Here is a 25,530-nt window from a genome sequence, read left to right as displayed (position 1 = left end):
GCTGTGCCTCCGGCACGCCTTCCTCCTGGCCGTCCGATGGCCGCGGTCGTGCGTCCGTGGCCTTGTCGTGGCTGGTCGCGCGGTTCCCCGCATCCCTTCGGAGCGCTCCCGTACGGGGTTTCCGGTGGGCCGGGTTCGGTGAGGATCACCGGATGAATCCACAGCCCGTCTCCGCAGAACCTCCAAGGAACCCCCTGGAGTCTTCAGGAAATCTCCTCCCCCACATCGGCGCCGACGCCCTCGCGCGGCTCGTTCCGATGGCCGCCGCCGTCGCTGCCGTGGAGGCCGCGCTCGTCGGCGGCGGTCTCGATCCGGAGGCGGAGCCCGACCGGGCCGTGGTCGGGGTGCCGGGCGGGCAGTTGCTCCTGATGCCCTCGGCCACGACGGCGTACGCGGGGGTGAAGGTGGCCTCGGTCACGCCGGACAACCCCGCGCGCGGGCTGCCCCGCATCCAGGGCCTCTATCTGCTCCTCGACGGCCTCACCCACACCCCGCTGGCCCTGCTCGACGGCATCGCGCTGACGTCGCTGCGCACGCCCGCCGTGTCCGGGGCGGCGCTGCGGCACCTGGCGGCGCCCGGGGCCCGGCGGCTGCTGGTGTTCGGGACGGGCCCGCAGGCGTGGGGGCACGTGGAGGCGGTGCGGGCGGTGCGGCCCGGGCTCGCGCACGTGGACGTGGTGGGCCGGGACCGGGAGCGGCTCGCGGCGTTCGTGGAGCGCTGCCGGGGCGCGGGCCTGACGGCGGCGGCCGCGACGCCCGGGGACGTCGCGGCGGCCGATGTGGTGTGCTGCTGCACGACGGCGCGCGAGCCGCTGTTCGACAGCGCGCTGCTCGCGCCGCACGCCGCCGTCGCGGCGGTCGGCTCGCACGAGGCCGCCGCGCGCGAGGTGGACGAGCGGCTCGTGGGCCGGGCCACGGTCGTCGCCGAGGCCAGGGCCGTGGCGACGCGCGAGTGCGGCGACATCGTGCAGGCCGTCGCCGCCCGCGCCTTCGACCCGCAACGGCTGCGCACGCTGGGCGAGTTGGTGCGGGGCGAGGTGCCGGTCGCGGAGGACCGGCCGCGCCTGTTCAAGTCGGCGGGGATGGCGTGGCAGGACCTGGCGGTGGCCGTGGCGGCGTACGAGCGGCGGGGCGCGGGCCCGGGAGCCTGACGGTGGCCGCGGCGGAACCCGCCATGACCTCTTCCCGTCCGCCGGACGTGCCTAGGGCGTCGTCGCGGAGACCACGTAGACCATCGGGTGCTTGGGGTTGGCGCGGCTCACCACGATGTCCTGGGTGGGCGCCGGGTTGTCCTGGTCGTGGGTCACGCCCCACCAGGGGCCGGGGCCCGTGAACTCCCAGCCGACGACGTTCTGGTCGCGCTTGCTGATGGTGATGTCGTCCTTCTTCAGCTTGCTCGCGCTGGTGCCGGTCTCCTTGAGGAACTTCTCCAGGCCCTCGTTGCTGGTGAGGAACTGGACGTACAGGCGGCTGGTGCGCCAGTTGTTCGTCTCGTAGTAGGCGACCTCCGCCGAGTACGGCGGCACCGGTACGTCGTACAGGCGGCGCTGGACCTTGGAGGGCCAGCCCGCGGTGAGGCCGGTCGCGGAGTATTTCTTCTCCTTGTCGCGGCCGCTGTCGCGGGACTGGTTGGCGGAGATCAGCAGATAGCCCGCGGGGACGCCGATGAGCAGCACGATGATCGTCGCGGTGAGCCAGCGGCGGCGGATCATGTGGCGGCGGTCCTCGGGGCGCGGCGCCCCGTCCGCGGGGCCGGGGGCGCCGGGCAGGTCCGGGGGCGAGGGCTGGCGGGGGACGGTCATCTACTGGGTTCCCTGGGCGGTGCGGTCGTTGGCGCGGCGGGCCTCGGCGTAGCGCTCGTACCGCTCGTAGCGCTCCACGCGGCGGCGGTTGGCGCGGCGGAAGCGGCGGGCCACCAGGCGGGCCAGGTCGGCGGCGCCGACCATGCCGGCCTCGGGGCCGAGCTGGGCGCGGGCGATGCGGGCCTCGGGACGGTAGCCGCGCCCGGTGAGGTGGCGGCGGAAGGCGTCCCGGGCGGGGCCGATGAGCAGGTCGTCGGCCGCGCTGACGCCGCCGCCGATGACGAAGCAGGACGGGTCGAGGGCCGCCGCGAGGTTGGCGATGCCGACGCCGAGCCACTGGCCGATGTCCTGGAGCAGTTCGACGCACATGGCGTCGCCCTCGCGGGCCAGTTCGGTGATGAGGGGCCCGGTGATGTCGGGGACGTTGCCCTTGACGCGTTCGATGATCCCGTACGCGACCGGGGAGTCGGCGGCGGCCAGCTCGCGGGCCTCGCGGACGAGCGCGTTGCCCGAGCTGTACTGCTCCCAGCAGCCGCGGTTGCCGCACGGGCAGCGGTGGCCGCCGGGCACGACCTGCATATGGCCGAACTCGCCCGCGACCCCGAACTTGCCGCGCTTGACCTGGCCGTCCTCCAGGATCGCGCCGCCGATGCCGGTGCCGAGCGTGATCATGACGAGGTGGTCCTCGCCGCGGCCCGCGCCGAACCGCCACTCGGCCCAGGCGGCGGTGTTCGCGTCGTTGTCCACCATGACGGGCACCGCGAGTCGGCCGGAGATGCGGTCCCGGAGGGGTTCGTTGCGCCACGACAGGTGCGGGGCGAACAGGACGCGGTTGCGGTCCGCGTCGACCCAGCCCGCGGCGCCGATGCCGACGGCGTGCACGTCGTGCCGGTCGGAGAGGTCGAGGACCAGCTCGACGATGGTGTCCTCGACGACCTTGGGGCTCTTGGACTTGTCCGGCGTCTCGGTGCGCAGGGTCTCCAGGATGTTGCCGTCGGCGTCCACGACGCCCGCCATCACCTTCGTGCCGCCGATGTCGATGCCGACCGTGGGGACGCGGGGGGCCGTCAGGTGCGAACGGCGCTCACGCGTGCCCACGGTCCGCAGAACGGTGGCTCGGGCGGAGCCGCGGTGCGTGAGGTCGCGGTAGGTGCTCATCGCGCCGATTCTGCCTCACGCTCGCGGGGGGCCGCACAACGGGGACCCGGGGGCGCGGCCGCCCCGGGCTTCCCGCCCGGGCCCTGGGTGAGCGCCCTCAGGGGCGCGGGGGTGTGTCGATTTGCGGCTCCGCCGCGTGGGCGCGCTCGGCGCGCGAAAAGCCGCAGACGCGTCTGCTCGGTACTCGGCAGGTGCGTCTGCGGCTTCGTTGTGGCTGGTCGCGCAGTTCCCCGCGCCCCTTACGGGGCGCTTCCCGGGGCTCGTTCCAGCTCATGGCGCAGGTCGTCCAGCTCGGAGCCGCCCGCCATCTGGCGGGTGAGTTCGTCGAGGGTGATCTCGGCGCGGGTGTGGCTGCCGGACATCTGGCCGCGCTTGAGGAGGACGAAGCGGTCGCCGACGAGGTAGGCGTGGTGCGGGTTGTGGGTGATCAAGACCACGCCGAGGCCCGCGTCGCGCGCGGCGGCGACGTACTTCAGGACGACGCCGGACTGCTTCACGCCGAGCGCGGCGGTGGGCTCGTCGAGGACGAGCACCTTCGCGCCGAAGTGGACGGCGCGGGCGATCGCCACGCACTGGCGCTCGCCGCCGGAGAGCGTGCCGATGGGCTGGTCGACGTCGCGCAGGTCGATGCCCATGCGCAGCAGCTCGGCGTGCGTGGTCCGGCGCATCCGGTCGACGTCCAGGCGCTTGAACGGGCCGGCCCCCTTCGTCGGCTCCGAGCCGAGGAAGAAGTTGCGCCAGACCGGCATCAGCGGGACGACCGCCAGGTCCTGGTAGACGGTGGCGATGCCCCGGTCCAGGGCCTCGCGCGGGCTGGCGAGCCGGGTCTCCTCGCCCTCGATGCGGAAGGTGCCCGCGTCGTGCTTGTGCAGCCCTGCGATGATCTTGATCAGCGTCGACTTGCCCGCGCCGTTGTCGCCGAGCACGCAGGAGATCTCCCCGGCGTGCACCTCCAGGGAGACGCCTTCGAGGGCGCGGATGTTGCCGTAGTACTTGCTGACGTCGTCGAGCTCGACCAGCGGCGTACGGTCCGCGGGGGCCGGGGCGTCCTTGGATACGGCCTCGGTCGTCATTTCGTCGCCTCCGCACGCTTGCGGACCCACGCGTTCAGCAGGGTCGCCAGGAGCAGCATCGCTCCGAGGAAGAACTTGAACCAGTCCGGGTTCCACTCGGCGTACACGATGCCCTTGCTGGTCATGCCGAAGATCAGCGCGCCGACCGCGGCGCCGACCGCCGAGCCGTAGCCGCCGGTGATCAGACAGCCGCCGATGACGGCCGCGATGATGTAGATCAGCTCGTTGCCCACGCCCTCGCCGGACTGCACCACGTCGTAGTTGAACAGCAGGTGCTGGCCGGAGACCCAGGCGCCGAAGGCGACGCCCATGTAGAGGCCGATCTTCGTCTTGGAGACGGGGACGCCGACCGCGCGGGCGGCCTGCTCGCCGCCGCCGACGGCGAAGATCCAGTTGCCCGCGCGGGTGCGCAGCAGGATCCAGGTGGCGACCGCGACCATCGCCAGCCACCAGACGATCGTGATCTTGAAGTCGACGCCGCCGACGGTGATCGTCGAGGCGAAGACGTCCTTGGCGGAGGAGAAGCCCTCCATGTCGGAGATCGACTTGGTGGAGACCGTGCCGCTGATCAGCTTGGTGAAGCCGAGGTTCATGCCGGTCAGCATCAGGAACGTACCGAGCGTGATGATGAAGCTCGGCGGGTCGGTGCGGGTCAGCATGACGCCGTTGAACACGCCGATGGCGAGGGTCGCGAGCAGCGAGACGCCGACGCCGACCCAGACGTTCGCGGTCATCTGGTAGCTGAACATCGACGAGATCAGTGCGGACGTCGTGACCATGACGCCCGCCGACAGGTCGAACTCGCCGCCGATCATCAGCAGCGCCACCGGGACCGCCATGATGCCGATCGTGGAGGCCGCGTAGAGGACGGTGGCGATGCTGTTGGCCTGGAGGAAGCTGTCCGCGACGATCGCGAAGAACAGGAAGACCGCCACGGCCCCGACGACCGAGCCCAGCTCGGGGCGGCCGAGCAGCTTCTTGAGGGGGGAGGTCGTCAGGAGGCGCTCGTCCGCCTCCTGCGCGGGCTTGTGCGGTGCTGGTGCGGTCGCGCTCATCGGGTCCCCCGCTTCGCGTAGTCCTCGAGCTCGCCCGCCTGGTCCTTGGTGACGATCTGCGGGCCGGTGAGGACCGGCTTGCCGCCGCCGAGGACGTCGGCGTTGTACTTGTAGAGCCACAGCAGGTCCACGGCCTCGTAGCCCTGGAGGTAGGGCTGCTGGTCGACGGCGAAGCCGAGGCTGCCGGACTTCAGGCCGCCTGCGACCTTCTCGTTCAGGTCGAAGGTGTCGATCTCGGCCTTGCTGTTCGCGCCCTCCTTGGCCTTCACGGCCGTGTCGGCGAACGGCGCGCCGAGCGTGACCACCGCGTCGATGTCCTTGTCGGACTGGAGCCTGGCCTCGATGGAGGACTGCACGTCGGGCATGTTGGTGCCCTCGACGTACAGGTTCTTCATCTCGCCCTTGAAGGTCTTCTTGGCGCCCTCGCAGCGCTGCTCGTGGCCGACGTTGCCCTGCTCGTGCAGGACGCACAGGGCCTTCTTCCTGCCCCGCTCGTTCAGCTCGTCGCCGACGGCCTCGCCCGCGATGGTCTCGTCCTGGCCGATGTGGGTCAGGGCGCCGAACTCCTTGGACTCCTCCGAGCCCGAGTTCACGGTCACCACCGGGATGCCGGCCTTGCGGGCGCGGGCCACGGCGGCCTTCATCGCGTCCGGCTTGGCGAGCGTGACGATGATTCCGTCGACCTTCTTGTCGATGGCCGCGTCCACGAGCTGGGCCTGCTGCTGCGCCTCGTCGTGGTGCGAGTACAGGAACTTGATGTTGTCCTTGACGGCGGCCTGCTTGGCACCGTTCTGGACGATGTCCCAGAAGGTGTCGCCGTCGCCCGAGTGGGTGATCATCGCGAAGGTCCAGCGCGGCGTGTCCACCGCGGCCCTGCCCGACGCCTGCGCCGCCTTGCGCGCGTCCTCGGCGCGCTTGCCGCCGGTGCTGCTGCATCCCACGAGGGACGCCCCGAGCACCGCAACCAGCACGGCACCCACCGCACGTACTCCCGTCCGAACCCTTGCCACGTCGCCGTGCCCTTCTTGCTGTGCCGTGCTTGCAGTGCCTGTCGAGATTGCCGTGTTCGCAGTGTGCGAAGCGTGCCGCGCCCTGCCGTGCCTCTCGTGCCGCTGGGCCCGGTGTCCGGACCCAGCCGCCCAAGTATCGGTCACGCCGCGGCCCCGCATGGTCATCGGGTACCGCGGGCGGTGAACTTCTCCAGCTTCGGTACGTCCTTCGCGGTGACCACGGCGGGCCCGGTCAGGACCGGTTTGCCGCCGCCCAGGACGTTCGCGTTCGTTTCGTACAGCCACAGTTCGTCGATCGCGAGGTAGCCCTGGAGGTAGGGCTGCTGGTCGACGGCGAAGCCGACCTCGCCCGCCTCGAGCCGCCGGACGACCTCGGCGTTCAGGTCGAAGGTGTCGATCTCCGCCTTGCTGCCCGCGTCCTCCTTGGCCTTCACGGAGACCGCCGCGACGGGCGCGCCGAGCGTGACCACCGCGTCGATGCCCTTGGTGGCCTGGAGCTTCGCGCTGATGGACGACTGGGCGCCGGGCTGGTTGGTGCCGTCGACGTTCAGGTTCTCGACCGATCCGCCGAAGGTCTCCTTCACCCCGGCGCAGCGCTGTTCCAGGGAGACGTTGCCCTGCTCGTGGATCACACACAGGGCCTTCTTCCTGCCGCGTCTGTCCAGCTCGTCGCCGACGGCCTCGCCCGCCACGGTCTCGTCCTGCCCGATGTGGCCGAGCGCGCCGAACCGGGTGGAGAACTCGCCGCCCGAGTTGATCGTGACCACGGGGATGCCCGCCTGCTTCGCCTTGCCGAGCACGGCCCGCATGGCCTGGGGCTTGGCGAGGGTCACGACGATCCCGTCGACCTTCTTGTCGATGGCGGTCTGGACCAGCTCGGCCTGTCCCTTGCCCTCCTTGTCGTTGGAGTACAGGAACTCCACGTTGTCCTTCTTCGCCGCCTCCTCGGCGCCGTTCTGCACGATGTCCCAGAACGTGTCGCCCTCGCCGGAGTGCGTGATCATCGCGATCTTCAGACGCGGGGTGCCCGCGGCCTTGCCGCCGGAGCCGCCGCCCTCGTCGCCCGCGCCCTCGTCGTCCTTGCCGCCGGAGCTGCTGCAGCCTGCCGCGAGCGCGACGACCGCTATGACGGCTGCTGCCGTGCGGGCTGTACGCATGGTGGTGCCACCCTTCTCCCGGCTTGCTCCCGGCCGCCGCTCCTGTGCGGCTGGAGGGAGTTGTAGCCGGGGGCGCGGCCCACCGTCAATGACTTTGTCAGAACATTCTTACTTCTGTGGCGCCCGGCCAGGTCAGGGGCGCACGAGCAGCTGGAACTCGAAGGAGTACCGGGAGGCGCGGTAGATGTGCGAGCCGTACTCGACCGCGCGGCCCGTGTCGTCGAAGGTCGTACGCCGCATGGTGAGCACCGGCGCGCCCGCCGGCTCGGCGAGCAGCTCGGCCTCCTCCGCCCCCGCGGCGCGGGCGCCCACGGACTGCCGGGCGCTGTGCAGCGTGATGCCCGCGGCCCGCATCAGCCGGTACAGGCCCGTGGCCTCCAGGCGCTCGGTGTCGAGGGGCAGCAGTCCGGCCGGGATGTGGTTGCGCAGGTGGGCCATGGGCTCGCCGTGCGCGAGCCGCAGCCGTTCGACCAGGTGGACGTCGCTGCCCTCGGCCACGCCGAGGGCGGCCGCGGTCTCGGCGGACGCGGGCTCGACCACGTTGCGCAGGACCCGGGTCTCGGGGCGCTGGCCCGCGGCCTCCAGGTCGTCGTAGAGGCTGCTGAGCTCCAGGGGGCGCTTGACCTGGCTGTGCACGACCTGGGTGCCGACGCCGCGGCGGCGCACGAGCAGGCCCTTGTCGACGAGCGACTGGATGGCCTGGCGGACGGTGGGCCGCGAGAGGCCGAGCCGCCCGGCCAGCTCGATCTCGTTGCCGAGCAGACTTCCGGGCGTCAGGGCACCGCGCTCGATCGCCGCCTCCAGCTGCTGGGAGAGCTGGAAGTACAGCGGGACGGGACTGCTGCGGTCGACGCCGAGGTGCAGGGCCACGGTGGGGTCCACGGCCGGTTTCGCGGCTTTGGCTGCTGCTTGTTCGGTCACGGAGCGAGCGTAGTCCGGGGAGATGATGACGGGAAGTTCGGAAGTTCTGTTGTCAGGACAAACCATTGACAGGAGCGCGGGTCCGTCGGGAGGGTGGGCCCATGCGCATCGGACTGATCGGAACGGGACGTATCGGCACCTTCCACGCGGCGGCCCTCGCCCGCCGTCCGGAGGTGGACTCGCTCGTCGTCGCGGACGTGGACGGCGCGCGGGCGGCCGACCTCGCGGCGCGGCTCGGGGCGACGGCGGCCCCTTCGGTGGACGCGCTGTTCGCACCCGGTGCCGCCGGGGTGGACGCGCTGGTGATCACGGCGGCGACGTCCGCGCACGCGCCGCTCATCGCCCGGGGCGCGCGGGCCGGGCTCCCGGTCTTCTGCGAGAAGCCCATCGCGCTCGACCTGCCGGGCACGCTCGCCGCGCTCGCCGAGGTCGAGTCCGCCGGAACGATCCTGCAGCTGGGCTTCCAGCGCCGCTTCGACGCCGGGTACGCGGCGGCCCGCGCGGCCGTGCGCTCGGGGAGGCTCGGGCGGCTGCACACCGTACGGGCGATGACCTCGGACCCGGCGCCGCCGCCCGCCGCGTATCTGCCGCTGTCCGGAGGGCTCTACCGGGACTGCCTCGTGCACGACTTCGACATCCTGCGCTGGGTGACGGGGCGCGAGGTCACCGAGGTGTACGCGACGGGGTCCGACGCCGGTCCCGCGATGTTCCGCGAGGCGGGCGACGTCGACACGGCGGCCGTCGTCCTCACCCTCGACGACGGCACCCTGGCCACGGCGACGGCGACGCGCTGCAACGGCGCGGGCTACGACGTCCGCATGGAGCTGGCGGGCGAGGCCGACCAGATCGCGGTCGGCGTGCACGCCCGCACCCCGCTCACCTCCGCCGAGCCGGACGGCCCCGGCGCGCCCGACAAGCCGTGGCCCGGCTTCCTGGAGCGCTTCGCCCCGGCGTACGAGGCGGAGCTCGCCGCGTTCGTCGACGTCGTACGCGGTGAGCTGGCCAACCCCTGCGACGGCCGGGAGGCGCTGCACGCGCTGCGCATCGCCGAGGCGTGCGAGCTGTCGCGGGCCGAGCGCCGGGTGGTGCGGCTCGCGGAGATCGCCGGGGCCTGAGCCCCGGCCGCCCCGGCCCGGCCCTTCCCCCTCCGGGCCGGGGCCCCGGCTGGGCGGCGAAGGTCTGCTGAACGAGGGTCAGATCCAGGCCCGGGTCCTGGTGCTACCAGCGGACGTCGAGGCGCTGAAGCCCCCGCATCAGCAGGCCCGGGCGCCAGTCGGCCGCGGTGCCGTCCAGGGCGAGGTCCGGGCAGCGCTCCAGGAGCGAGGCGACGGCGATCCGGCCCTCGACGCGGGCCAGCGGGGCGCCCAGGCAGAAGTGGATGCCGTGGCCGAAGGCGACATGGCCCTGGGGGGCGCGGCGCAGGTCGAAGTCGTCCGGCGCCCCGTACTTCTGCGGGTCGTGGTTGGCCGCGGTGAGGCCGACCACGACGACGGCTCCCGCCGGGATCAGCACGCCGCCGATCTCGGTGGGCTCGGTGGTGAAGCGGTACGTGGAGTTCTCCACCGGGCCCTCGTGGCGCAGGCCTTCCTCGATCGCGCCGTCCAGCAGGCTCGGGTCGGCGCGCAGCGCGGCCAGTTGGGCGGGGCGGGTGAGCAGGGCGTGGACGGTGTTGGTGATGAGGTGGACCGTCGTCTCGTGTCCCGCGATGAGCAGGAGATACGCCATGCCGCGCAGCTCCTCGTGGGAGAGCCGGTCGCCGTCCTCCGCGCGGGTGCGGATCAGGGCGCTGAGCAGGTCGTCGCCGGGGGCCGCGCGCTTGGCCTCGATCAAGTCGTCCAGATAGGCGGCGAGTTCGACGAAGACCGTGTCCTCCCACTGCTCCGTCGTCGGCGAGACGGCCTCGTGCGACAGGCGGCGGAAGCGCTCGCGGTCCAGGTCGGGGACGCCGAGGAGCTCGCAGATGACCGTCATGGGCAGCGGGAAGGCGAGCGCCTCGACCAGGTCGGCGCGGCTGCCCTTGGCGAGCATCTCGTCGAGGAGGCCGTCCGTGATCCGCTGGACGCGCGGGCGAAGGGCCTGGACGCGGCGGGCGGTGAACTCGCGGGCGATCAGGCCACGCAGGCGGGTGTGGTGCGGCGGGTCCACCGTCAGGAGGTGCGGGCCGATCAGCTGCTCGTCCGGTATGGCGTCGGCGTGGCCCGCGGTCGACTTGGTCAGGCGGGGGTCGGCGAGGGCGGCGCGGGCCTCCTCGTAGCCCACCACCAAGTAGTGGTCGACGTCGTGGTCCGGGGGTGGGAAGCGGACGCGGTGGACGGGGCCGCGGGTCCTCAACTCGGCGTAGGCGCGGTGGGGGTCGGTGGTGAAGTCCTCGTACGAGCTGAGATCGATGGCCTGCTCTGCCATGGGGGTCCCCTCGTGCGGTTACCTGGTATCCGCGGAACGAACGGGGCGGCCGGGCCGTTCCCTCGCGATGCGCCCCAGACCCGCCCCTTCCCGACCTGAAGGCTCCGCCTCCAGACCCCCGTTCCTCAAACGCCGGAGGGGCTGTTCATAGCCCCCCTCCAGCAAGGTCAGGCCCCGTCCAGGAGGTCCGCGTCGTGGACCAGGAGGGCGATCTGCACGCGGTTGTTGAGGTCCAGCTTCGTCAGGATGCGTGACACGTGGGCCTTGACCGTGGCCACGCTCAGGAAGAGCTCGGCGGCGATGTCCGCGTTGGAGGCGCCCCGGCCCACCGCCACGGCGACCTCGCGCTCGCGGTCCCCGAGCGCGCCGAGGCGGGCGAGGGCCCGCCGGCGCCGGTCGAGCTGGGGGCCGCCCCCGGTCACCTGGGAGATCAGCTGCTGCGTCACCGAGGGCGAGAGCACGGGCTCCCCGGCGGCCACGGCCCGTACCGCCGCGACGATCTCGGCGGGCGCGGTGTCCTTGAGGACGAACCCGGCGGCCCCGGCGCGCAGCGCCCGCAGCACCTGCTCGTCGGCGTGGAAGGTGGTGAGGACGACGACCTCGGGGGCGTCGGGCCGCTTGCGCAGGGCCTCGGTGGCGGCGAGGCCGTCCATCGTGGGCATCCGGATGTCCATGAGGACGACGTCAGGGCGCACCTCGCCGACCAGCGCGGCGACCTCGCTGCCGTCCCCCGCCTCGCCCACGATCTCGATGTCGTCGGCGCCGCCGAGCATGAAGGACAGTCCGGCGCGGACCAGCGGGTCGTCGTCGACGAGCAGGAGCCTGATCGGTTTCATGCGCCCTACCGTAACGAGCCCCGCACCGGGGGACGCGGTCACCCGGGCAGCCGGATCCGCAGCGGGCCGCAGCCCACGCGGTCGGCCTCCGCCGCCACGTAACGGGGCATGAGCGCGCGGATGTCGGCGGCGCGCTCCCCGTCGTCGGCCCGGATCAGGAAGGTGACGTCGCCGGTCTGGCACTCGGCTCGGTAGAGGGCCATGTCGTCGCGGACGAAGCCGTATCCCCGGGGGTGGCGGCGGGTGTCGCCCTCGGCCGTGATGTGCCGCTGGCCGCCGTCGTACGAGAGGTCCTTGTAGAGCACGGCGAGGCGGGGGTCCGCGACCGTCATCAGGCGCAGCGACGGATGGCCGAAGAGGACGTCGCGGTCGCAGGTGCGCACGGGGGCGTCGCCGGCTGTGACCAGGGGGCGGCGGTAGTGGTCCGCGTCCTTGCCGTCGTGCGTGCGCAGGCCCTTGATGCCGCAGACGGCGTCGGGCTTCTCGTCGGTGAAGCGCGCGGGGGCGCCGAGCCCTTCGGTCGGGTCGGCGAGGGTGCGGGTGCAGCCCTGGTCCGTCATGTAGTCGTTGACGAGCGTGACCACGGCGCGGGCGAGCCGGGCCCGTTCGTCGGTGTCGACCTCGTCGTCGTACACCGTCCAGCCGGTCTCCATATCGACGACGAGCGGGCCGTCGTCCTCGCGCTGCCGGCCGACGCAGCCCTCGGGGATCGCGAGCCACGCGCGCGTGTCGGACACCATGCCGAGCAGGCCGCCGCCGAACGGGGTCATGCGCGCGGACAGGTACTCGTCGGCCCACTGGTCGCCCGCGCCGCCGAAGCGGACGTCGAGCCGGTGCAGCCGGGCGGTGACGCGGGCGCCGCGCGGGGACGTCAACTGGCAGAGGCCGGAGGGTCCTTCGGAGCCGATGCGGTCGGTGCTGACGGGCACTTCGGAGGAGTCGATGTCCCGCTTGCCCTGGAACAGGTCCGCCACGGCGTCCTCGTCGAGGGCGCCCCAGCAGGCCCGGTCGTCGGCGAAGGGTCCCGCCTGTGTCTGCCAGGCCACGCCCGCGCCGCCGAGCAGCGCACCGGCGAGGGTCGCGGCGACGGCGGGCCCGAGGCGGCCGCGGGTGAGCTGCCGCCAGTGCCACCAGGGGTGGCGCGGCGCGGCCGTGGCGACGGCGGCCGCCACGTCTCCCCCGCCGTCCGTGGTGTCGTCCGTGGTCGTCGTGCTGTGCTCGCTCATCGGTTCTCCCCCGCGGCGGTGGCCGGCGCCTTCGGCGCGAGGGGCGCGCACCCCAGGCGGCGCGTCACCGCGTCGGTGAACGTGGTGAAGTGGCCCTTGGTCTCGCGCGCCGACGAGCCGAGCAGCAGGAACGTCGTGGGACGGCCCGCGCACCGGGCGCGTACGACCTGGTGGCCGTCGGCGAAGACGCCGGTGCCGCGCCAGCCGGGCGCGGGCGGCTTGCTCCCGGTCACGCCGTCGAGCAGCGCGCCGAGCCGGGGCTCGCGGATCATCAGGGCGTCGAAGATCCGGGTGTCCTCGCGCTCCCCGAGCCGCACGGAGCGGCCGATCCGTACGGAGCAGGCCTGCCGGTCCCGGGTGACCGCGCCCGCCTGGGCCACGACCCGCAGCGCCGCCTCCTTGGTGAGGCCGGAGCCGACGTCGAGGCCGGGGATGCGGCAGACGGCGCTCGACGGACTGGTGTCGTCCTTCTCCGGGAGCCGGAGCAGGGGCGAGGTGACGCGCGGCGGCTTCGCGGGGGCGCAGCCCGCGGCGCGCATGCCCCGGTCGGCGGCGGCGAGGAGGAGCTCGACGGCCGCGTCGGCGCCGCCGAGGTCCGTGCCGCCGACGATGTCGTCCGGCCCCTTCTCCTCGGCCCGCAGGGTGACGGCGGTGGGCCGTCCGTCGCGGGTGTCGCAGCTCTCGGGCAGGACCAGCAGGCCGCGGCTGCCGTCGACGGCGCCGGGCAGCCCTTCGGGCAGCGGCATCGCGCGGCCGCCGACGAAGGTGTTGATCCATTCGAGCCGGGCGGCGGCCTTCTCGGGCGCCGGTCCGTACGTCACCGTCACCCGGGTGTCCTGGACGCCCTTGTCGCCGTCGCTGAAGGTGTGTGCGGAGCGCACGGCGAGCACGCACCGCCCCTGCGGCCGGGCCGCGGTGGGCGCGGTCTCCTCCGCCGTGCGGCTGCGGGCGTCGTCGCCGTCGAAGGCCTCGTCACCAAGGATGTCGGGACCGCCGTCCTCCTCCCAGGCCCCCCAGCAGTAGCGGTCGCGGCCGTCGAAGGGCCAGGTGTCCGTGGCCCAGGTGCCGAGGCCCGCGGCGAGCAGCGCGACGACGGTGCCGGCGGCGAGCGCGCCGCGCCGGGTCCTGATGCGTTGGCGTACGCGTATGAACCGTTTGCCCTCTTGTGGGCGGCCGGTGTCGTCCGGCGCGCTCTCCCCCGTCACTGCCTTCACCTCTCCGTTACGAGCCGTTGCCGTCGACCCTTGTTTTCGGGCCTTTGCTTCTGTGCAGCGGCCGATCGTATCCGGGAGGCGATCACGTGCCCCCACCAGGCCCTGGACAGCCGGGAGTTGGGGCTCAAACCATGGCAATACGGGCGACTCGGCCCCCCTCGGGAGGCCCGGGTCTCACCCCCACGGCAGCCACGCCTCGACGGCGAAGCCGCCGTCGCGCCCGGCGCCGTGGGCGAGCCGCCCGCCCGCGAGCGACGCCCGTTCGGTGAGCCCGATGAGCCCCTGCCCCGAGCCGGGCACGGGCGGCACGTCGCCGGGGGGCGCCGGATTGCGGACGGCCACGGTCAGGCCCTCGTCGGGCGCGCCCGCGACGGTGACGGTGACCTCGGCGCCCGGCGCGTGCTTGCGTGCGTTGGTCAGGGCTTCCTGAGCGATGCGGTACGCGGTGCGGCCGATCGCGGCGGGCACGGCCTTGGGGTCGGCCACGCGCAGGTCGAGCACCACCTTCATGCCCGCGTCGCGGGACTCGGCGACGAGCGTGTCGAGGGCGGCGAGGGTGGGCTGGGGCCGCCCGGAGGAGGTCTCCGCCTCGCCGCCGCGCAGCACGCCGATGACCTGGCGCAGGTCCTGGAGGGCCTCGTGCGCGCTCTCCCGGATGACCCCGGCGGCGCGGGCGATCTCCGCCTGCGGGGCGTCGGGCCGGAACTCCAGGGCGCCCGCGTGCACGCTGAGCAGCGTGAGGCGGTGCGCGAGGACGTCGTGCATCTCGCGCGCGATGGCCTCGCGGGCCAGCCGCTGGGCCTGCTCGGCGCGGAGCGCGGCCTCGTTCTCGGCGCGCCGGGCCCGGTCGCGCAGGGCGATCAGGAGCTGGCGCCGGGAGCGCACGAGCATGCCCCAGGCGAAGACGAGGACGATGACCATCGAGATCAGCCCGACGGACACCAGGTACGGCGTCTCGCCGTCGGGCCGCAGCCAGTAGAACACCGGGATCGAGGCCACCGCGAGGCCGCCGATCAACGCGCTGTACTTGAACGGCCGGTGCACGGCGAGCGTGAAGTAGGCCACGAGCGCGGTGCCGCCCGCGGAGTCGGACACCAGGCCGACGAGCAGCATCGCCACGGCGAGCCCCACCGGCCAGCGCCTGCGCAGCCAGACGGCGGCGCACGACGCGGCGCCGACCAGCTGGTCGAGCACCACCATGTGCTCCGAGAGCGCCGGGTTCTTGGCGGCGCCGTCCGCACCGATGAGGCCGATGAACACGGCGATCAGGAAGAAGCAGAAGTCGACGACCCAGTCGCGCAGGGTGCGCCGCACACGCCTGCCTCCGCCGTCCCCGTCCTCGCGGTCCGGGTCCAGCTCGGCGGCGACGGCCGAGGGCAGGAACCAGGTGCTGCGCACCACGGGCTCAGCCCCTCCTGGGTGGTCCACGCCGACCGGCCGTCCCCCGTCGACGGCCGGTCGTGTGGCTGCGCTGTCGTTCACAATCGACAAATCTACGCACCGCCCGGCCGGATCCCCTCCCACCAGCGGTGATCGGCGACCAAAGTCATGGCGTACGCGACTTTGGACGCACCCCGGCGCGCGCCGATGCGGCCGCACGTCCTGGTGGGCCTCGCCCCGCGGCCGATGTGGGTGGGGGGTCCGCGGGACGAGGATCTTGTTCATGAAGAAGCTTCTGGAGGGAATCGGGTTCGTGCTGTTCGTCCAGGGGGTCGCGGGCCTGGTCCACGAGTTCACCGGCTGGCTGCGCGGGTGGGGCGTGGTCCAGCACCTCGGCTTCGCCGACGGCTACGAGCTGTATCTGAGCATCGCGCTGATCGTGCTCGCCGTCGCCCTGTTCGCGGCGGCGGAGAGCGTCGAGAAGGCGCGGTGAGCCCCCTGGGCGCGGGTCAGCAGCTGTGGTCGACCAGGTCGAAGGACCGGTAGTGGTCGGCCGTGTAGTAGTCCTCCTGGCTGCGCTCGCCGGTGACGATGCGCCGGGCGCCGCGGTTCGAGGAGCCCGGGGTCTTGACCGTGTACTCGTGGTAGTAGCCGGTGCCCTGCTTCGGCAGGATGCCCTCCCTGTTCTGGAAGACGGTGCCGTCCTGCGGGTACGGGAACGGCCCGTTCTTCGCTATCAGGTCGAGGGTGTCGTGCGCCTGCGAGGGCAGCTTCGAGTAACAGATGTCGCCGATCGCGGCGACCGAGTACGCGGCCGGGCCGACGGCGGCCGGAGCCGCCGCGGGGGCGGCGTTCGCGACGCCGGTGACGGAGCCGCCGACGAGGAGCGCGGCGGCGAGGGCGGACACACTGGCGAGACGGGTGATCCGTGGGGGGATTCGCATGGGGCCAGTGTGACGCGCGTAGAGGTTGATGTGTCAATGACAATGGTGCGTAAGTCCCAGGAATTTTCCTGGAGTTAACCGGGCCCGGCCGCCCGTTATGAGCGGCCTCGCCCGGACTTGGAACCCACCGCTCCGGACGTGCGACCAGTCGCTCCGGCGCCCCCGGTTCCTAGTAACTCCCGTACTCCGGACGCCCTTCGCGGTCGTACGAGTTGATCGCGACGCCCTTGGACGTCGTACGGGAGCCCGTGTGCCGGAACGCCGTCGGCAGGCCGCCCTCGGCGAACAGGCGCCTGCCGGTGCCGAGGGCCACCGGGAACGTCAGCAGGTGCAGCGTGTCGATCAGGTCGTGCGCGAGCAGGCTCTGCGCGAGGCCCGCGCTGCCGTGCAGCTGGAGTTCGCGGCCGGGCCGTTCCTTGAGCGCCGTGACGTCCTTGACCAGGTCGTCACGGCCGATGATCTCGGTGCCCGTCCAGTCGGCGCGGGTCAGCGTGCGGCTGGCCACGTACTTGGGCAGCGCGTTGAGCCGGGAGGCGATCGGGTCGGCGGGGTCGGTCATCTTCGGCCAGTACCCCGCGAAGATCTCGTACGTGCGCCTGCCCAGGAGGAAGGCGTCCACCCGGCCGAACACCTCGGTGACGAAGGCGCCGAAGTCCTCGTCGCCGTACGGCACGGACCAGCCGCCGTGCTCGAAGCCGTCGCTGGTGTCCTCGTCGGGGCCGCCCGGGGCCTGGATGACGCCGTCGAGGGTCTGGAACTGCGTGAGCGTGATCTTCATGGCGATCGCCTTCTGTGTCGTGCCGCAGTGGCTGCCGGGCGCCGTCCGCGCCCCGTCATCTGTTTCGACCCCCGCACCGCCCGGAACTCATCGCTCTCCGGCGGCGCTCCGCTGGGGCGCGCCTCGGCGTCTGTTTCCCGCCAGCTCCGGGGTCCGGCCGCGACTTTGATGGAGCACGCAAGCACGGGGCCGCCACCGGCGGTCACCAGGGAAACGAATGCGAAAGCGCGGTACTGACATGTCTTCTCTCAGCGGCAAGACGGCCCTGGTCACCGGCGGCAGCCGGGGCATCGGCGCGGCGATCGCCCTGCGTCTCGCCCAGGAGGGCGCCGACGTGGCGATCACCTACGTACGGGGCGAGGACGCGGCCCGCGAGGTCGTCGCCAAGATCGAGGCGACGGGGCGGCGCGGCTTCGCGATCCGGGCCGACGCGGCCGACGCCGGGGACGCCGCGGGCGCCGTCGAGCGTGCCGCGGACGACCTGGGGGGCCTCGACATCCTGGTCAACAACGCGGGCGCCGGTGTCATCGGCCCCCTGGAGTCCCTCAGCCTCGCCGACGTCGACCGCGTCCTCGCGGTGAACGTCCGCGCGGCGTTCCTCGCCTCCCAGGCGGCGGCCGCGCGGCTGCCGCGCGGCGGGCGCATCGTGTCCATCGGCAGCTGCATGGCCAAGCTGGTGCCGGGTCCCGGCGGGACGCTGTACGCCACCAGCAAGGCGGCCCTCATCGGCCTCACCAAGGCGCTGGCGCGGGAGCTGGGCGAGCGGGGCGTCACGGCGAACCTGGTGCACCCCGGGCCCATCGATACCGACATGAACCCGGCCGACGGCCCGTACGCCGCGGGCCAGGCCGCCGACACCGCCCTCGGCCGCTACGGCAGCGCCGCGGAGGTGGCCTCGATGGTGGCGTACCTCGTCGGGGACGAGGCGGCGTACGTCACGGGAGCGGAGCTGTCGGTCGACGGCGGCCACGCAGCGTAGGCCCTCGCGGGCAGCGCAACATGCCCGCCCCTTCCCGCCTCCTGGGGGCTCCGCCCCCGGACTCCCGCTCCTCAAACGCCGGAGGGGCTGAAATCCCTGCCGCAACCGGCGACAGTTTTAGCCCGTCCGGCGTTTGAGGACGAGGCGCGGAGCGCCGATTGACGCGGCTCAGCCCAGTTCGCGGTGGCGGGTTCGGAGGGCCGTGGAGCCCTCCTCCGTCAGGCGGCCGAAGAGGCGGAGGCGGGAGATGCCGCCGTCGGGGAAGATGTCCACGCGCGCGTGGGTGCCGACGGCGGTCCGGGGCAGTACGAAGCGGTGGTTCGTGTCGGGCTGCAGCCGGGTGCGGGGCAGCACCTCCACCCACTCGCCGTCCTCTCCGTCGCGCACGGACACCGAGGCCCAGCCCGCCGAGTTCCCCTTGAGATACGCGGTGTCGATCTCCAGGGCCCTGACGGAGGCCTGCGCCGCCAGCCGGTAGCGGATCCAGTCGTGGCCCTGGTCGCGCCGCCGCCGCGTCTCCCAGCCGTCGTCCATCTTGCGCGAACGGCCGGGCTGGATGGTGTGGGTGGCGGGCGAGTAGAAGCGGTCGGAGGCGTCCTCGACCCGGCCGCCGTTCTCCAGGGCGACGACGTCGAAGGTGCCGAGCGCGGTGAGCCAGTCGGGGTCGGCGACGACCTCGCCGTACACGCGCAGACGGGCTATGCCCCCGTCGGGGTGCTGGTTGACCCGCAGGTGCGTGAAGCGCTGCGGCACGTCCACGGCGAAGCCGTTCGCGGCGTGGCCCCCGACGGGGGTGCGCGGGACGAGCACGGTCCACTTCACGTCGTCGGCGAGGAGCTCCTCGGGCGTCGGCGCGCCCTCGACGGCCGTGCCCTCGATGGACACCGCCTGCGGGTAGTTGCCCCGGAAGTGGGCGGTGTCGACGACGACGCCGTGGATGACGCCGGGCGCGCCGAGCCGGACGAGGGCCCAGTCGTGGTCGTCCTCGGTGGGCCAGGGGTGCTCGGCGGACACGCCCCGGCGGCGCCGGGTCTCCCAGCCGTCCATGACCTTGCCCTTGTGGCCGAAGTGCTCGGGGTCGAACTCGGCCGCGCCCGGCAGGAGGAGGTTCTCGCGCATCGCGAAGAACTCGTCGTTGGCGGCGATGACTCCGGCGCCGAGCTGCCGGTCGGCGAGGTTGGCGTACTGGGTGAAGGGGAAGTCGGCGGTGCGGTAGTCGGCGTAGGGCTCGCCGCCGCCGTAGGGGCGCGCGTCGCCGGTGAAGCCGGCCACAGGGGATTGATGCCGTGCCGTCACGGTGATCAGTTCTTCCTTTCCAGGAGTCGGCCCGAGGGGGCGGTGAACTCGCCCTCGGACACGATGCGTCGGCCCCGCAGCCAGGTGGACTTGACGACGCCGCTGAGGGTCTTGCCCGCGTAGGCGGTGACACGGTTGCGGTGCTGAAGCCGGGCGGGGTCCACGGTGAAGGTCTCGTCGGGCGCGAGGACCGCGAAGTCGGCGTCGCGGCCGGGCTCGATGGCGCCCTTGCGGTCCAGGCCGACCAGGCGCGCGGTGTGGGTGGACATCCAGCGCACCACGTCCTCCAGGCCGTGGCCGCGCGCGCGGGCGGCCGTCCACACGGCGGGCAGGCTGAGCTGGAGCCCGGAGATGCCGCCCCAGGCGGTGGCGAAGTCCGCCGTCTTGAGGTCGGCGGTGGACGGGGAGTGGTCGGTGACGACGCAGTCGATGGTGCCGTCGGCGAGCGCCTGCCAGAGCAGGTCCTGGTTGGCGGCCTCGCGGATGGGCGGACAGCACTTGAACTCGCTGGCCCCGTCGGGGACTTCCTCGGCGGTGAGCGTGAGGTAGTGCGGGCAGGTCTCGACGGTGAGCCGGACGCCCTCGCGCTTGGCGGCGGCGATCAGGGGCAGGGCGTCGGACGAGGACAGGTGCAGGACGTGCACGCGGGCGCCGATGCGCTGGGCCAGGGCGATGAGGCCCTCGATGGCGGTGTCCTCGGAGACGCGCGGGCGGGTCGCCAGGTAGTCCGCGTACTTGGGTCCGCCGCGGGCGGGTGCGGCGGCCAGCTCGCGCGGGTCCTCGGCGTGCACGATGAGCAGCCCGCCGAACCCGGCTATCTCCCCCATGGAGGCGGCGAGTTGTTCGTGGTCCAGCTCCGGGAACTCGTCCACGCCGGAGGGCGAGAGGAAGCACTTGAAGCCGTAGACGCCCGCGTCGTGCAGGGGCCTGAGGTCCTTGACGTTGTCGGGCAGGGCGCCGCCCCAGAAGCCGACGTCGATGTGCGCCTTGGGCCGGGCGACGCCTTGTTTCGTACGGAGGTGGTCCACGGTCGTCGTCGGCGGCAGGGAGTTGAGCGGCATGTCGACGAGCGTGGTGATGCCGCCGGCCGCGGCCGCGCGCGTGGCCGTCCAGAACCCCTCCCACTCGGTCCGGCCGGGGTCGTTGACGTGCACGTGCGTGTCGACGAGCCCCGGAAGGAGCGCGTGGTCGCCGACGTCCTCCAGCCGGGCGCCGGGCTCCACGGGCGCGTCGTGGGCGCGTACGTCCACGATCGTGCCGCCGCTGACGGCGACGGACGCGGCGCGCGTCCCCTCGGGGGTGATGACGCGCGTCGAGCGCAGCACCAGTTCGACGTCGGACACCGCGACCCCTCTCCGTATGGGTTCCGCCGACCTTCCGGCCAGCGGAATTCAACGTTCTGTTGAAGGAGTTTTCACTTCGTCGCGGGCCGAGTCAAGGGTCTATACGTTTCCACAAAGTGGAAGTATAATTCCGTAGTTCAGAACGTAGCTCTGTACGACGCATACCGTCGAAGGCGCTCCGAACGCCTCGCGGGAGACCGGACAAACACGCACTGACCGGCACGGACGCCCCGCCCGCGCCGGATCCGACCCCCGCAGGCGCCCGGTAGGCTGCATACCGCCTGCCAGTCGAAAGGAACGCGCCGTGCCGACGTCCAGCGCCAGCACCACCGACGCCGCGAAATCCTCCGCGCCCGCGAGCGGTGGCGTCCAGTCCCTCGAGCGCGCCTTCGACCTGCTCGAGCGGATGGCCGACGCCGGGGGCGAGGTCGGACTCAGCGAGCTCTCCGCCAGCAGCGGGCTTCCGCTGCCGACCATCCACCGCCTGATGCGCACCCTCGTCGCCTGCGGATACGTCCGCCAGCAGCCCAACCGGCGGTACGCGCTCGGGCCCCGCCTGATCCGCCTCGGCGAGTCCGCCTCCCGGCTGCTCGGCACCTGGGCGCGCCCCTACCTCGCCCGCCTCGTCGAGGAGACCGGCGAGACGGCGAACATGGCCCTGCTCGACGGCGACGAGGTCGTGTACGTGGCGCAGGTGCCCTCCAAGCACTCCATGCGCATGTTCACGGAGGTGGGGAGGCGGGTCCTGCCGCACTCCACCGGGGTCGGCAAGGCGCTGCTCGCGCACACGCCGCCGGACGAGGTGCGGGCGCTGCTCGCCCGTACGGGGATGCCCGCCGCCACGGAGAAGACCATCACCACGCCGGACGGCTTCCTCGACGCGCTCGAAGAGGTCCGCCGCGCGGGGTACGCGGTCGACGACAACGAGCAGGAGATCGGCGTGCGCTGTCTCGCCGTCTCCGTGCCCGACTCGCCCACGGCCGCGGCGATCTCCATCTCGGGCCCGGCGGGCCGCGTCACCGACGAGGCCACGCGCCTCATCGTCCCCGTCCTCCAGCAGGTCGCGACGGAACTCTCCACGGCCCTGGCCAGCTCGGGCCCGTCAGCCTGACCCTCGCGGGGCGCCCCTGACCCGCCCCTTCCCGAACAAGGGGGCTCCGCCCCCTTGGACCCCCGCTTTTCGGCGCTCCGCGCCTCGTCCTCAAACGCCGGACGGGCTGAAAGTCTCCGGTGCGGGCCGGAAGTCCTCCTGCGGGCCGGAGATCCCCTTGCGGGCCGCAGACGAGATCCGGTCCGCACCGGCAACCATCCAGCCCGTCCGGCGTTTGAGGACGAGCGCGCCAGCGCGATGAAGTGCGGGGCCCCAGGGGCGGCAGCCCCTGGTTCGGGAAGGGGCGGGTCAGGGGCGCAGCGCGAAGTCCGCTGGTCGTGCCCGGCGCAGGGCCCGCCGCAAGGCGACCGGCTCCGGAGGCGCGGGCACCGCCAGGACGGGACAGGCCGCGTGCGCCTCCGCGTAGCGGCGGACCCGCCCCGGCCACCGGCCACCCCGCCACACCCCCACCACCAGCAGATCCTCGGGCCGAGAGGCCACCCGGCACAGCGCGGGCCCCGGCCGCCCCCGCACCAGGCGCCGCTCCGCCACCACCCCGGGCGGCCCCCCGCCGAACACCTCGTCGAAGGCCCCCGCCAACCGCTCCCGCGCCACGCCCCGCCAGTGCGCGGCCCACGCCGGATCGGGGTGGCGCAGATACAGCGCCTCCCCCTCCGGCGGCTCCCACGCGAGCACCGCGACCAGCGTCCGCCCGCTCCCCCGCGCCTCGCGCGCCGCGACCCGCAGCGCGGCGAGGCTCGCCAGCGAGTCCCCGCTGACCCCGACCACCACACGCCCCGGCCCCGCCGTCTCGTCGTCCCACTCGCCGTTCACGTCGTCTCCTCGTACGTCGCACCTGCCGCCACCAGGCCAGTACGTCGGCCAAAGCGGCTGCTGATCTTGAGTGTGTACGCTCATTGGCCTGGAGAGCAGGGCCAATCGGAAGGATTTGGCATGGCAGAGGCGCACACGGTCCATTCCGTGGACAGACGGCTCGGCGGCACGCGGCTCGCCGGCCTGGTGACCGATCTGGCCGGGGCCCGGCCGGGCTACCGCGCGCTGGCCCAGGCGGTCCGCACACTGCTGCTCGACGGCCGCGTCCCGCTGCACACCCGGCTGCCCGCCGAGCGCGAACTGGCGACGGCACTGGGTGTCAGCCGGGCCACGGTCACGGCGGCGTACGACCTGCTGCGCGACGGCGGGTTCGCGCGCAGCCGCCGGGGCGCGAGCACGTGGACGGAGCTGCCGGAGGGCCGCCGCCCGGCCAGCGTCGCGGCGTTCCCCGTCGGCGACGGGGTCATCGACCTGGCGGTGGCGGCGCCGCCCGCGCCCGCGGCGGAGCTGAGCGCGGCGCTCGCGGCGGCCGCCGCCCGGCTGCCCGAGCACGCGCCGACGGCGGGCTACCACCCGTACGGGCTCCCGGAGTTGCGCGCGGCGGTCGCGGACCGGTTCACGCGCCGGGGCCTGCCGACCCTGCCGGACCAGATCCTGATCACGACCGGCGCCCAGCACGCGATCTCCCTGGCCCTCGCGCTGCTCGGGCGCCCCGGCGACCGGGCACTGGTCGAGAACCCGTCGTATCCCAACGCGCTCGACGCGATCCGCCGCGCGGGCATGCGCGCGACGCCCGTGCCGGTCACCGACGCGGGCTGGGACACGGCCCTGGTCGAGTCGACGCTGCGGCAGGCGGCGCCCCGGATCGCCTACCTCGTACCGGACTTCCAGAATCCGACGGGTGCCCTGATGGGCCGGGAGCAGCGGGTGCGGATCCTGGAGACCGCCCGCGCCACGGGCACCTGGCTGCTCGTCGACGAGACGATCGCCGACATCGCCCTCGACGTGCCGCCGCCCGCGCCGTTCGCCTCGCTCGCCCCGCACGGGGTGGCCGAACAGGTCGTCACCGTGGGGTCGTTGAGCAAGTCGCACTGGGGCGGGCTGCGCATCGGGTGGGTGCGGGCCGGGTCGCGCCTGATCACGGAGCTGGCCATGGCGCGGGTGCCGTCGGACATGGCAACGCCGGTGATCGAGCAGCTCGTCGCGCTGCACCTCCTTGAGGGCATGGACGAGGTGCTGCGCGCGCGGATCACCTCACTGCGGGCCTCGCGGGAGGCCCTCGCCGCCGCCCTGACCCGGCATGTGCCCGAGTGGCGCTGGCAGTTGCCTCCGGGCGGGCTCTCCCTGTGGGTGGATCTGGGGGCACCGGTGGCTTCGGGCCTCGCGCGGGCGGCGCTTGCCCGCGGGGTGCGGATCGAGGGAGGTTCCCGCTTCGGCGCGGATCCCGGTACGCACGAGCACCGGCTGCGGATTCCGTACACGCTGCCGCCGGACCAGTGCGAGCTCGCGGCCACCCGCCTGGCCGCCGCCCTCTCCAGTGACCTGGCGGCTCCTGCGGGCGCGCCGCTGCCGGGCGACTGGGTGGCGTAGCCCTCGTGGGGCGCTCCAGGCCCGCCCCTTCCCGATTCCTGGGGGCTCCGCCCCCAGACCCCCGCTCCTCAAACGCCGGAGGGGCTGAAATCGCTGCCGCAACCGGCGACAGTTTCAGCCCGTCCGGCGTTTGAGGACGAGGCGCGGAGCGCCGAAAAGCGGGGGTCCAAGGGGGCGGAACCCCTTGTTCGGGAAGGGGGCTCAGCCGTGGGGCTCGCTGAAGAGGTCCACCGCGCCCCGCACTCCACCCAGCGCCCCCGTCAAGGCACTGACCGAGCCGATCGACCCCGCGACCAATAAGAGGGAGCGCCGCAGCCGGCGGAGATCGGGCGCGCCCGCCGCCGCCATCGCGGCAAGCGCCGCCAGCTCGTCCTCGGCGATCCCCCGGTCGGGGAACTCGCCCGGATAGGAGGCCAGTTCACGGCGCAGTCGGGACACCGCGGCCCGCAGCTCCGTCACCCGCGGATCCTCGTGGCCGCCCGTCGCCACTCTCTGCCCCATGCTCCGCAACACAGCTCTCCCCCTCGCACGTCGTCGTGCGGCAGCCGCATCTTTCGGCCACGCCCCGGCCGGAACAGGGTCCCCAGAAGCCATGCGGTAAGCAAGAGTCATGACCGAATCACTGCCACCCGCCCCGTCCTCCCCCGCCGTCGAGGTCACCGGCCTGTTGCTCGCCGCGGGCGGCGGGCGGCGCCTGGGCGGCTGCCCGAAGGCCCTGCTCGAACACCGTGGGGAGCTGTTCGTGGAGCGTGCCGCGCGGGCCCTGCGCGAGGGCGGCTGCACCCGCGTGCACATCGTGCTCGGGGCCACCGCCGACGTCGTACGGGAGCAGGCGACGCTCCCGGGGTGCGTACTCGTGGACAACCCGGACTGGCGGGAAGGGATGGGGAGTTCGCTGCGCGCGGGCCTGGCGTCGCTGCGGGACACCGGGGCGCGGGCCGCGCTCGTCACGCTCGTGGACCAGCCCGGCGTCGGCGCGGCCGCCGTGGCCCGCCTGCTTGCCGCGCACCGCTCCCCCGCCGACCTCGCGGCCGCCGCGTACGACGGCGAGCGCGGCCATCCGGTGCTGTTCGGCGCGGACCACTGGGACGGCATCGCGGCGGCCGCGACGGGCGACCAGGGGGCGCGCGCCTATCTCAAGGCCCATGCGGCCGCGCTCACGCTCGTGGAGTGCGGGGACGTCGCGGAGCCGTACGACATCGACACGTTCTCGGACCTGGAGCGGCTGGAGTGACCGGCGCGGCCACAGGAGGCCGCCCCCGCGCCCTCTGGCCACCCCGCCGCACCCCTGGTCCACTGGGAGTGACGGCCATGGCACTCTGCGCCGCGTTCTGTCGACGAAGAGAATCTCGACATCAACAGTCCATTGAACTTCCACCATGAGGAAACTAGTATCCACTGTTCAGAAGCGCCTGACCCGGTGGACGGCGCCCGCGGCCGT

The 25,530-nt window shown here is 73.3% G+C and carries 25 protein-coding genes; 7 read left to right on the top strand and 18 right to left on the bottom strand.

Translation table 11 applies throughout. The features are described 5' to 3' along the window. The first annotated feature begins 152 nt into the window (after nucleotides 1–152). Nucleotides 153–1,151, top strand: coding sequence for an ornithine cyclodeaminase family protein (locus CP982_RS32785; RefSeq protein ID WP_150513763.1), 999 nt, complete (start codon nucleotides 153–155; stop codon nucleotides 1,149–1,151). 51 nt (nucleotides 1,152–1,202) lie between these two features. Here CP982_RS32785 and CP982_RS32780 read toward each other — a convergent pair whose 3' ends face one another. The 7 genes from CP982_RS32780 to CP982_RS32750 form a co-directional block, all read right to left on the bottom strand. Further along, complete coding sequence (locus CP982_RS32780) at nucleotides 1,203–1,802, bottom strand: sugar kinase (RefSeq protein ID WP_150513762.1); 600 nt, start codon at nucleotides 1,800–1,802, stop codon at nucleotides 1,203–1,205. Beyond that, nucleotides 1,803–2,960 carry an ROK family glucokinase gene (locus CP982_RS32775; protein ID WP_030667542.1) on the bottom strand — a complete coding sequence of 386 codons (1,158 nt, stop codon included), beginning with the start codon at nucleotides 2,958–2,960 and terminating at the stop codon, nucleotides 1,803–1,805. Nucleotides 2,961–3,199: 239 nt separating this feature from the next. Further along, nucleotides 3,200–4,033: an ATP-binding cassette domain-containing protein gene (locus tag CP982_RS32770; protein ID WP_150513761.1), complete on the bottom strand. Its 834-nt coding sequence runs from the start codon at nucleotides 4,031–4,033 to the stop codon at nucleotides 3,200–3,202. Beyond that, complete coding sequence (locus CP982_RS32765; protein WP_150513760.1) at nucleotides 4,030–5,088, bottom strand: ABC transporter permease; 1,059 nt, start codon at nucleotides 5,086–5,088, stop codon at nucleotides 4,030–4,032. Before CP982_RS32765 ends, CP982_RS32770 begins: the two co-directional genes overlap by 4 nt. Next, the gene (locus CP982_RS32760) at nucleotides 5,085–6,098 is read right to left on the bottom strand and encodes a sugar ABC transporter substrate-binding protein (protein WP_372503457.1); all 1,014 of its coding nucleotides are present in this window, start codon (nucleotides 6,096–6,098) and stop codon (nucleotides 5,085–5,087) included. Before CP982_RS32760 ends, CP982_RS32765 begins: the two co-directional genes overlap by 4 nt. A 161-nt stretch (nucleotides 6,099–6,259) precedes the next feature. After that, on the bottom strand, nucleotides 6,260–7,255 hold the full coding sequence (locus CP982_RS32755; protein WP_150513758.1) for a sugar ABC transporter substrate-binding protein: 996 nt from the start codon (nucleotides 7,253–7,255) through the stop codon (nucleotides 6,260–6,262). A gap of 132 nt (nucleotides 7,256–7,387) precedes the next feature. Continuing rightward, the gene (locus CP982_RS32750; protein WP_260423194.1) at nucleotides 7,388–8,242 is read right to left on the bottom strand and encodes a GntR family transcriptional regulator; all 855 of its coding nucleotides are present in this window, start codon (nucleotides 8,240–8,242) and stop codon (nucleotides 7,388–7,390) included. A gap of 35 nt (nucleotides 8,243–8,277) precedes the next feature. Between CP982_RS32750 and CP982_RS32745 the strand changes: the two genes are divergently transcribed. Further along, nucleotides 8,278–9,291 (top strand): Gfo/Idh/MocA family protein, encoded by a 1,014-nt coding sequence (locus CP982_RS32745; protein ID WP_150513757.1) that lies wholly within the window; start codon nucleotides 8,278–8,280, stop codon nucleotides 9,289–9,291. A gap of 103 nt (nucleotides 9,292–9,394) precedes the next feature. Here the strand turns inward: CP982_RS32745 and CP982_RS32740 are convergent, their stop codons facing one another. From CP982_RS32740 to CP982_RS32720, 5 genes are all read right to left on the bottom strand, one after another. Next, nucleotides 9,395–10,579: a cytochrome P450 family protein gene (locus CP982_RS32740; protein WP_150513756.1), complete on the bottom strand. Its 1,185-nt coding sequence runs from the start codon at nucleotides 10,577–10,579 to the stop codon at nucleotides 9,395–9,397. Nucleotides 10,580–10,746: 167 nt separating this feature from the next. Next, nucleotides 10,747–11,415 carry a response regulator gene (locus tag CP982_RS32735; RefSeq protein WP_150513755.1) on the bottom strand — a complete coding sequence of 223 codons (669 nt, stop codon included), beginning with the start codon at nucleotides 11,413–11,415 and terminating at the stop codon, nucleotides 10,747–10,749. 38 nt (nucleotides 11,416–11,453) lie between these two features. Then, entirely contained in the window at nucleotides 11,454–12,641 is a 1,188-nt protein-coding gene (locus tag CP982_RS32730) for a hypothetical protein (RefSeq protein WP_184926243.1), read from the bottom strand. Continuing rightward, nucleotides 12,638–13,846 carry a hypothetical protein gene (locus CP982_RS32725; RefSeq protein ID WP_229878618.1) on the bottom strand — a complete coding sequence of 403 codons (1,209 nt, stop codon included), beginning with the start codon at nucleotides 13,844–13,846 and terminating at the stop codon, nucleotides 12,638–12,640. The genes CP982_RS32730 and CP982_RS32725 overlap by 4 nt, the downstream gene beginning before the upstream one ends. Before the next feature lie 183 nt (nucleotides 13,847–14,029). Beyond that, nucleotides 14,030–15,256, bottom strand: a complete 1,227-nt coding sequence (locus CP982_RS32720; RefSeq protein ID WP_372503456.1) for a sensor histidine kinase — start codon at nucleotides 15,254–15,256, stop codon at nucleotides 14,030–14,032. A 262-nt stretch (nucleotides 15,257–15,518) separates the two neighbouring features. On the opposite strand from CP982_RS32720, the gene CP982_RS32715 reads away from it, so the two are divergent. Then, the gene (locus CP982_RS32715) at nucleotides 15,519–15,728 is read left to right on the top strand and encodes a hypothetical protein (RefSeq protein ID WP_150513753.1); all 210 of its coding nucleotides are present in this window, start codon (nucleotides 15,519–15,521) and stop codon (nucleotides 15,726–15,728) included. A gap of 16 nt (nucleotides 15,729–15,744) precedes the next feature. Here CP982_RS32715 and CP982_RS32710 read toward each other — a convergent pair whose 3' ends face one another. Both CP982_RS32710 and CP982_RS32705 read right to left on the bottom strand, forming a co-directional pair. Beyond that, complete coding sequence (locus tag CP982_RS32710) at nucleotides 15,745–16,179, bottom strand: ribonuclease (protein WP_150513752.1); 435 nt, start codon at nucleotides 16,177–16,179, stop codon at nucleotides 15,745–15,747. Between the two features lie 169 nt (nucleotides 16,180–16,348). Beyond that, complete coding sequence (locus CP982_RS32705) at nucleotides 16,349–16,957, bottom strand: dihydrofolate reductase family protein (protein ID WP_150513751.1); 609 nt, start codon at nucleotides 16,955–16,957, stop codon at nucleotides 16,349–16,351. A 238-nt stretch (nucleotides 16,958–17,195) separates the two neighbouring features. Here CP982_RS32705 and CP982_RS32700 point away from each other — a divergent pair, with 238 nt between their 5' ends. After that, the gene (locus tag CP982_RS32700; protein ID WP_170316531.1) at nucleotides 17,196–17,936 is read left to right on the top strand and encodes an SDR family NAD(P)-dependent oxidoreductase; all 741 of its coding nucleotides are present in this window, start codon (nucleotides 17,196–17,198) and stop codon (nucleotides 17,934–17,936) included. 168 nt (nucleotides 17,937–18,104) lie between these two features. Here CP982_RS32700 and alc read toward each other — a convergent pair whose 3' ends face one another. Both alc and allB read right to left on the bottom strand, forming a co-directional pair. Then, nucleotides 18,105–19,208, bottom strand: coding sequence for an allantoicase (alc, locus tag CP982_RS32695; protein ID WP_372503455.1), 1,104 nt, complete (start codon nucleotides 19,206–19,208; stop codon nucleotides 18,105–18,107). 29 nt (nucleotides 19,209–19,237) lie between these two features. Beyond that, a complete protein-coding gene (allB, locus tag CP982_RS32690; RefSeq protein WP_150513748.1) occupies nucleotides 19,238–20,575 on the bottom strand; it encodes an allantoinase AllB in 1,338 nt (445 codons plus the stop codon). A gap of 304 nt (nucleotides 20,576–20,879) precedes the next feature. Here allB and CP982_RS32685 point away from each other — a divergent pair, with 304 nt between their 5' ends. Further along, nucleotides 20,880–21,686, top strand: a complete 807-nt coding sequence (locus tag CP982_RS32685; RefSeq protein ID WP_150513747.1) for an IclR family transcriptional regulator — start codon at nucleotides 20,880–20,882, stop codon at nucleotides 21,684–21,686. A gap of 288 nt (nucleotides 21,687–21,974) precedes the next feature. On the opposite strand, the gene CP982_RS32680 is transcribed toward CP982_RS32685, so the two are convergent. Beyond that, nucleotides 21,975–22,499 carry a universal stress protein gene (locus CP982_RS32680; protein ID WP_229878620.1) on the bottom strand — a complete coding sequence of 175 codons (525 nt, stop codon included), beginning with the start codon at nucleotides 22,497–22,499 and terminating at the stop codon, nucleotides 21,975–21,977. A gap of 120 nt (nucleotides 22,500–22,619) precedes the next feature. On the opposite strand from CP982_RS32680, the gene yczR reads away from it, so the two are divergent. After that, nucleotides 22,620–24,089, top strand: a complete 1,470-nt coding sequence (yczR, locus tag CP982_RS32675; RefSeq protein WP_150513745.1) for a MocR-like transcription factor YczR — start codon at nucleotides 22,620–22,622, stop codon at nucleotides 24,087–24,089. A gap of 201 nt (nucleotides 24,090–24,290) precedes the next feature. Here yczR and CP982_RS32670 read toward each other — a convergent pair whose 3' ends face one another. Continuing rightward, nucleotides 24,291–24,602, bottom strand: coding sequence for a DUF5955 family protein (locus CP982_RS32670; RefSeq protein WP_150513744.1), 312 nt, complete (start codon nucleotides 24,600–24,602; stop codon nucleotides 24,291–24,293). Nucleotides 24,603–24,699: 97 nt separating this feature from the next. On the opposite strand from CP982_RS32670, the gene CP982_RS32665 reads away from it, so the two are divergent. Continuing rightward, nucleotides 24,700–25,323 (top strand): nucleotidyltransferase family protein, encoded by a 624-nt coding sequence (locus CP982_RS32665; protein ID WP_150513743.1) that lies wholly within the window; start codon nucleotides 24,700–24,702, stop codon nucleotides 25,321–25,323. The last annotated feature ends 207 nt before the right edge of the window (nucleotides 25,324–25,530 follow it).

The organism is Streptomyces spectabilis (assembly GCF_008704795.1).
Lineage (GTDB): Bacteria > Actinomycetota > Actinomycetes > Streptomycetales > Streptomycetaceae > Streptomyces > Streptomyces spectabilis.
This window is presented reverse-complemented; position numbering and strand designations above follow the sequence as displayed.

What these genes read in the sequence shown, in the direction of transcription:
- CP982_RS32770 (WP_150513761.1), bottom strand. Translation starts at nt 4,033, where the DNA reads ATGACGACCGAGGCCGTATCCAAGGACGCCCCGGCCCCCGCGGACCGT.
- CP982_RS32765 (WP_150513760.1), bottom strand. Translation starts at nt 5,088, where the DNA reads ATGAGCGCGACCGCACCAGCACCGCACAAGCCCGCGCAGGAGGCGGAC.
- CP982_RS32780 (WP_150513762.1), bottom strand. Translation starts at nt 1,802, where the DNA reads ATGACCGTCCCCCGCCAGCCCTCGCCCCCGGACCTGCCCGGCGCCCCC.
- yczR (WP_150513745.1), top strand. Translation starts at nt 22,620, where the DNA reads ATGGCAGAGGCGCACACGGTCCATTCCGTGGACAGACGGCTCGGCGGC.
- CP982_RS32730 (WP_184926243.1), bottom strand. Translation starts at nt 12,641, where the DNA reads ATGAGCGAGCACAGCACGACGACCACGGACGACACCACGGACGGCGGG.
- CP982_RS32755 (WP_150513758.1), bottom strand. Translation starts at nt 7,255, where the DNA reads ATGCGTACAGCCCGCACGGCAGCAGCCGTCATAGCGGTCGTCGCGCTC.
- CP982_RS32715 (WP_150513753.1), top strand. Translation starts at nt 15,519, where the DNA reads ATGAAGAAGCTTCTGGAGGGAATCGGGTTCGTGCTGTTCGTCCAGGGG.
- CP982_RS32735 (WP_150513755.1), bottom strand. Translation starts at nt 11,415, where the DNA reads ATGAAACCGATCAGGCTCCTGCTCGTCGACGACGACCCGCTGGTCCGC.
- CP982_RS32665 (WP_150513743.1), top strand. Translation starts at nt 24,700, where the DNA reads ATGACCGAATCACTGCCACCCGCCCCGTCCTCCCCCGCCGTCGAGGTC.
- CP982_RS32750 (WP_260423194.1), bottom strand. Translation starts at nt 8,242, where the DNA reads ATGGTTTGTCCTGACAACAGAACTTCCGAACTTCCCGTCATCATCTCC.
- CP982_RS32775 (WP_030667542.1), bottom strand. Translation starts at nt 2,960, where the DNA reads ATGAGCACCTACCGCGACCTCACGCACCGCGGCTCCGCCCGAGCCACC.
- CP982_RS32710 (WP_150513752.1), bottom strand. Translation starts at nt 16,179, where the DNA reads ATGCGAATCCCCCCACGGATCACCCGTCTCGCCAGTGTGTCCGCCCTC.
- CP982_RS32700 (WP_170316531.1), top strand. Translation starts at nt 17,196, where the DNA reads ATGTCTTCTCTCAGCGGCAAGACGGCCCTGGTCACCGGCGGCAGCCGG.
- CP982_RS32745 (WP_150513757.1), top strand. Translation starts at nt 8,278, where the DNA reads ATGCGCATCGGACTGATCGGAACGGGACGTATCGGCACCTTCCACGCG.
- CP982_RS32705 (WP_150513751.1), bottom strand. Translation starts at nt 16,957, where the DNA reads ATGAAGATCACGCTCACGCAGTTCCAGACCCTCGACGGCGTCATCCAG.
- CP982_RS32740 (WP_150513756.1), bottom strand. Translation starts at nt 10,579, where the DNA reads ATGGCAGAGCAGGCCATCGATCTCAGCTCGTACGAGGACTTCACCACC.
- CP982_RS32785 (WP_150513763.1), top strand. Translation starts at nt 153, where the DNA reads ATGAATCCACAGCCCGTCTCCGCAGAACCTCCAAGGAACCCCCTGGAG.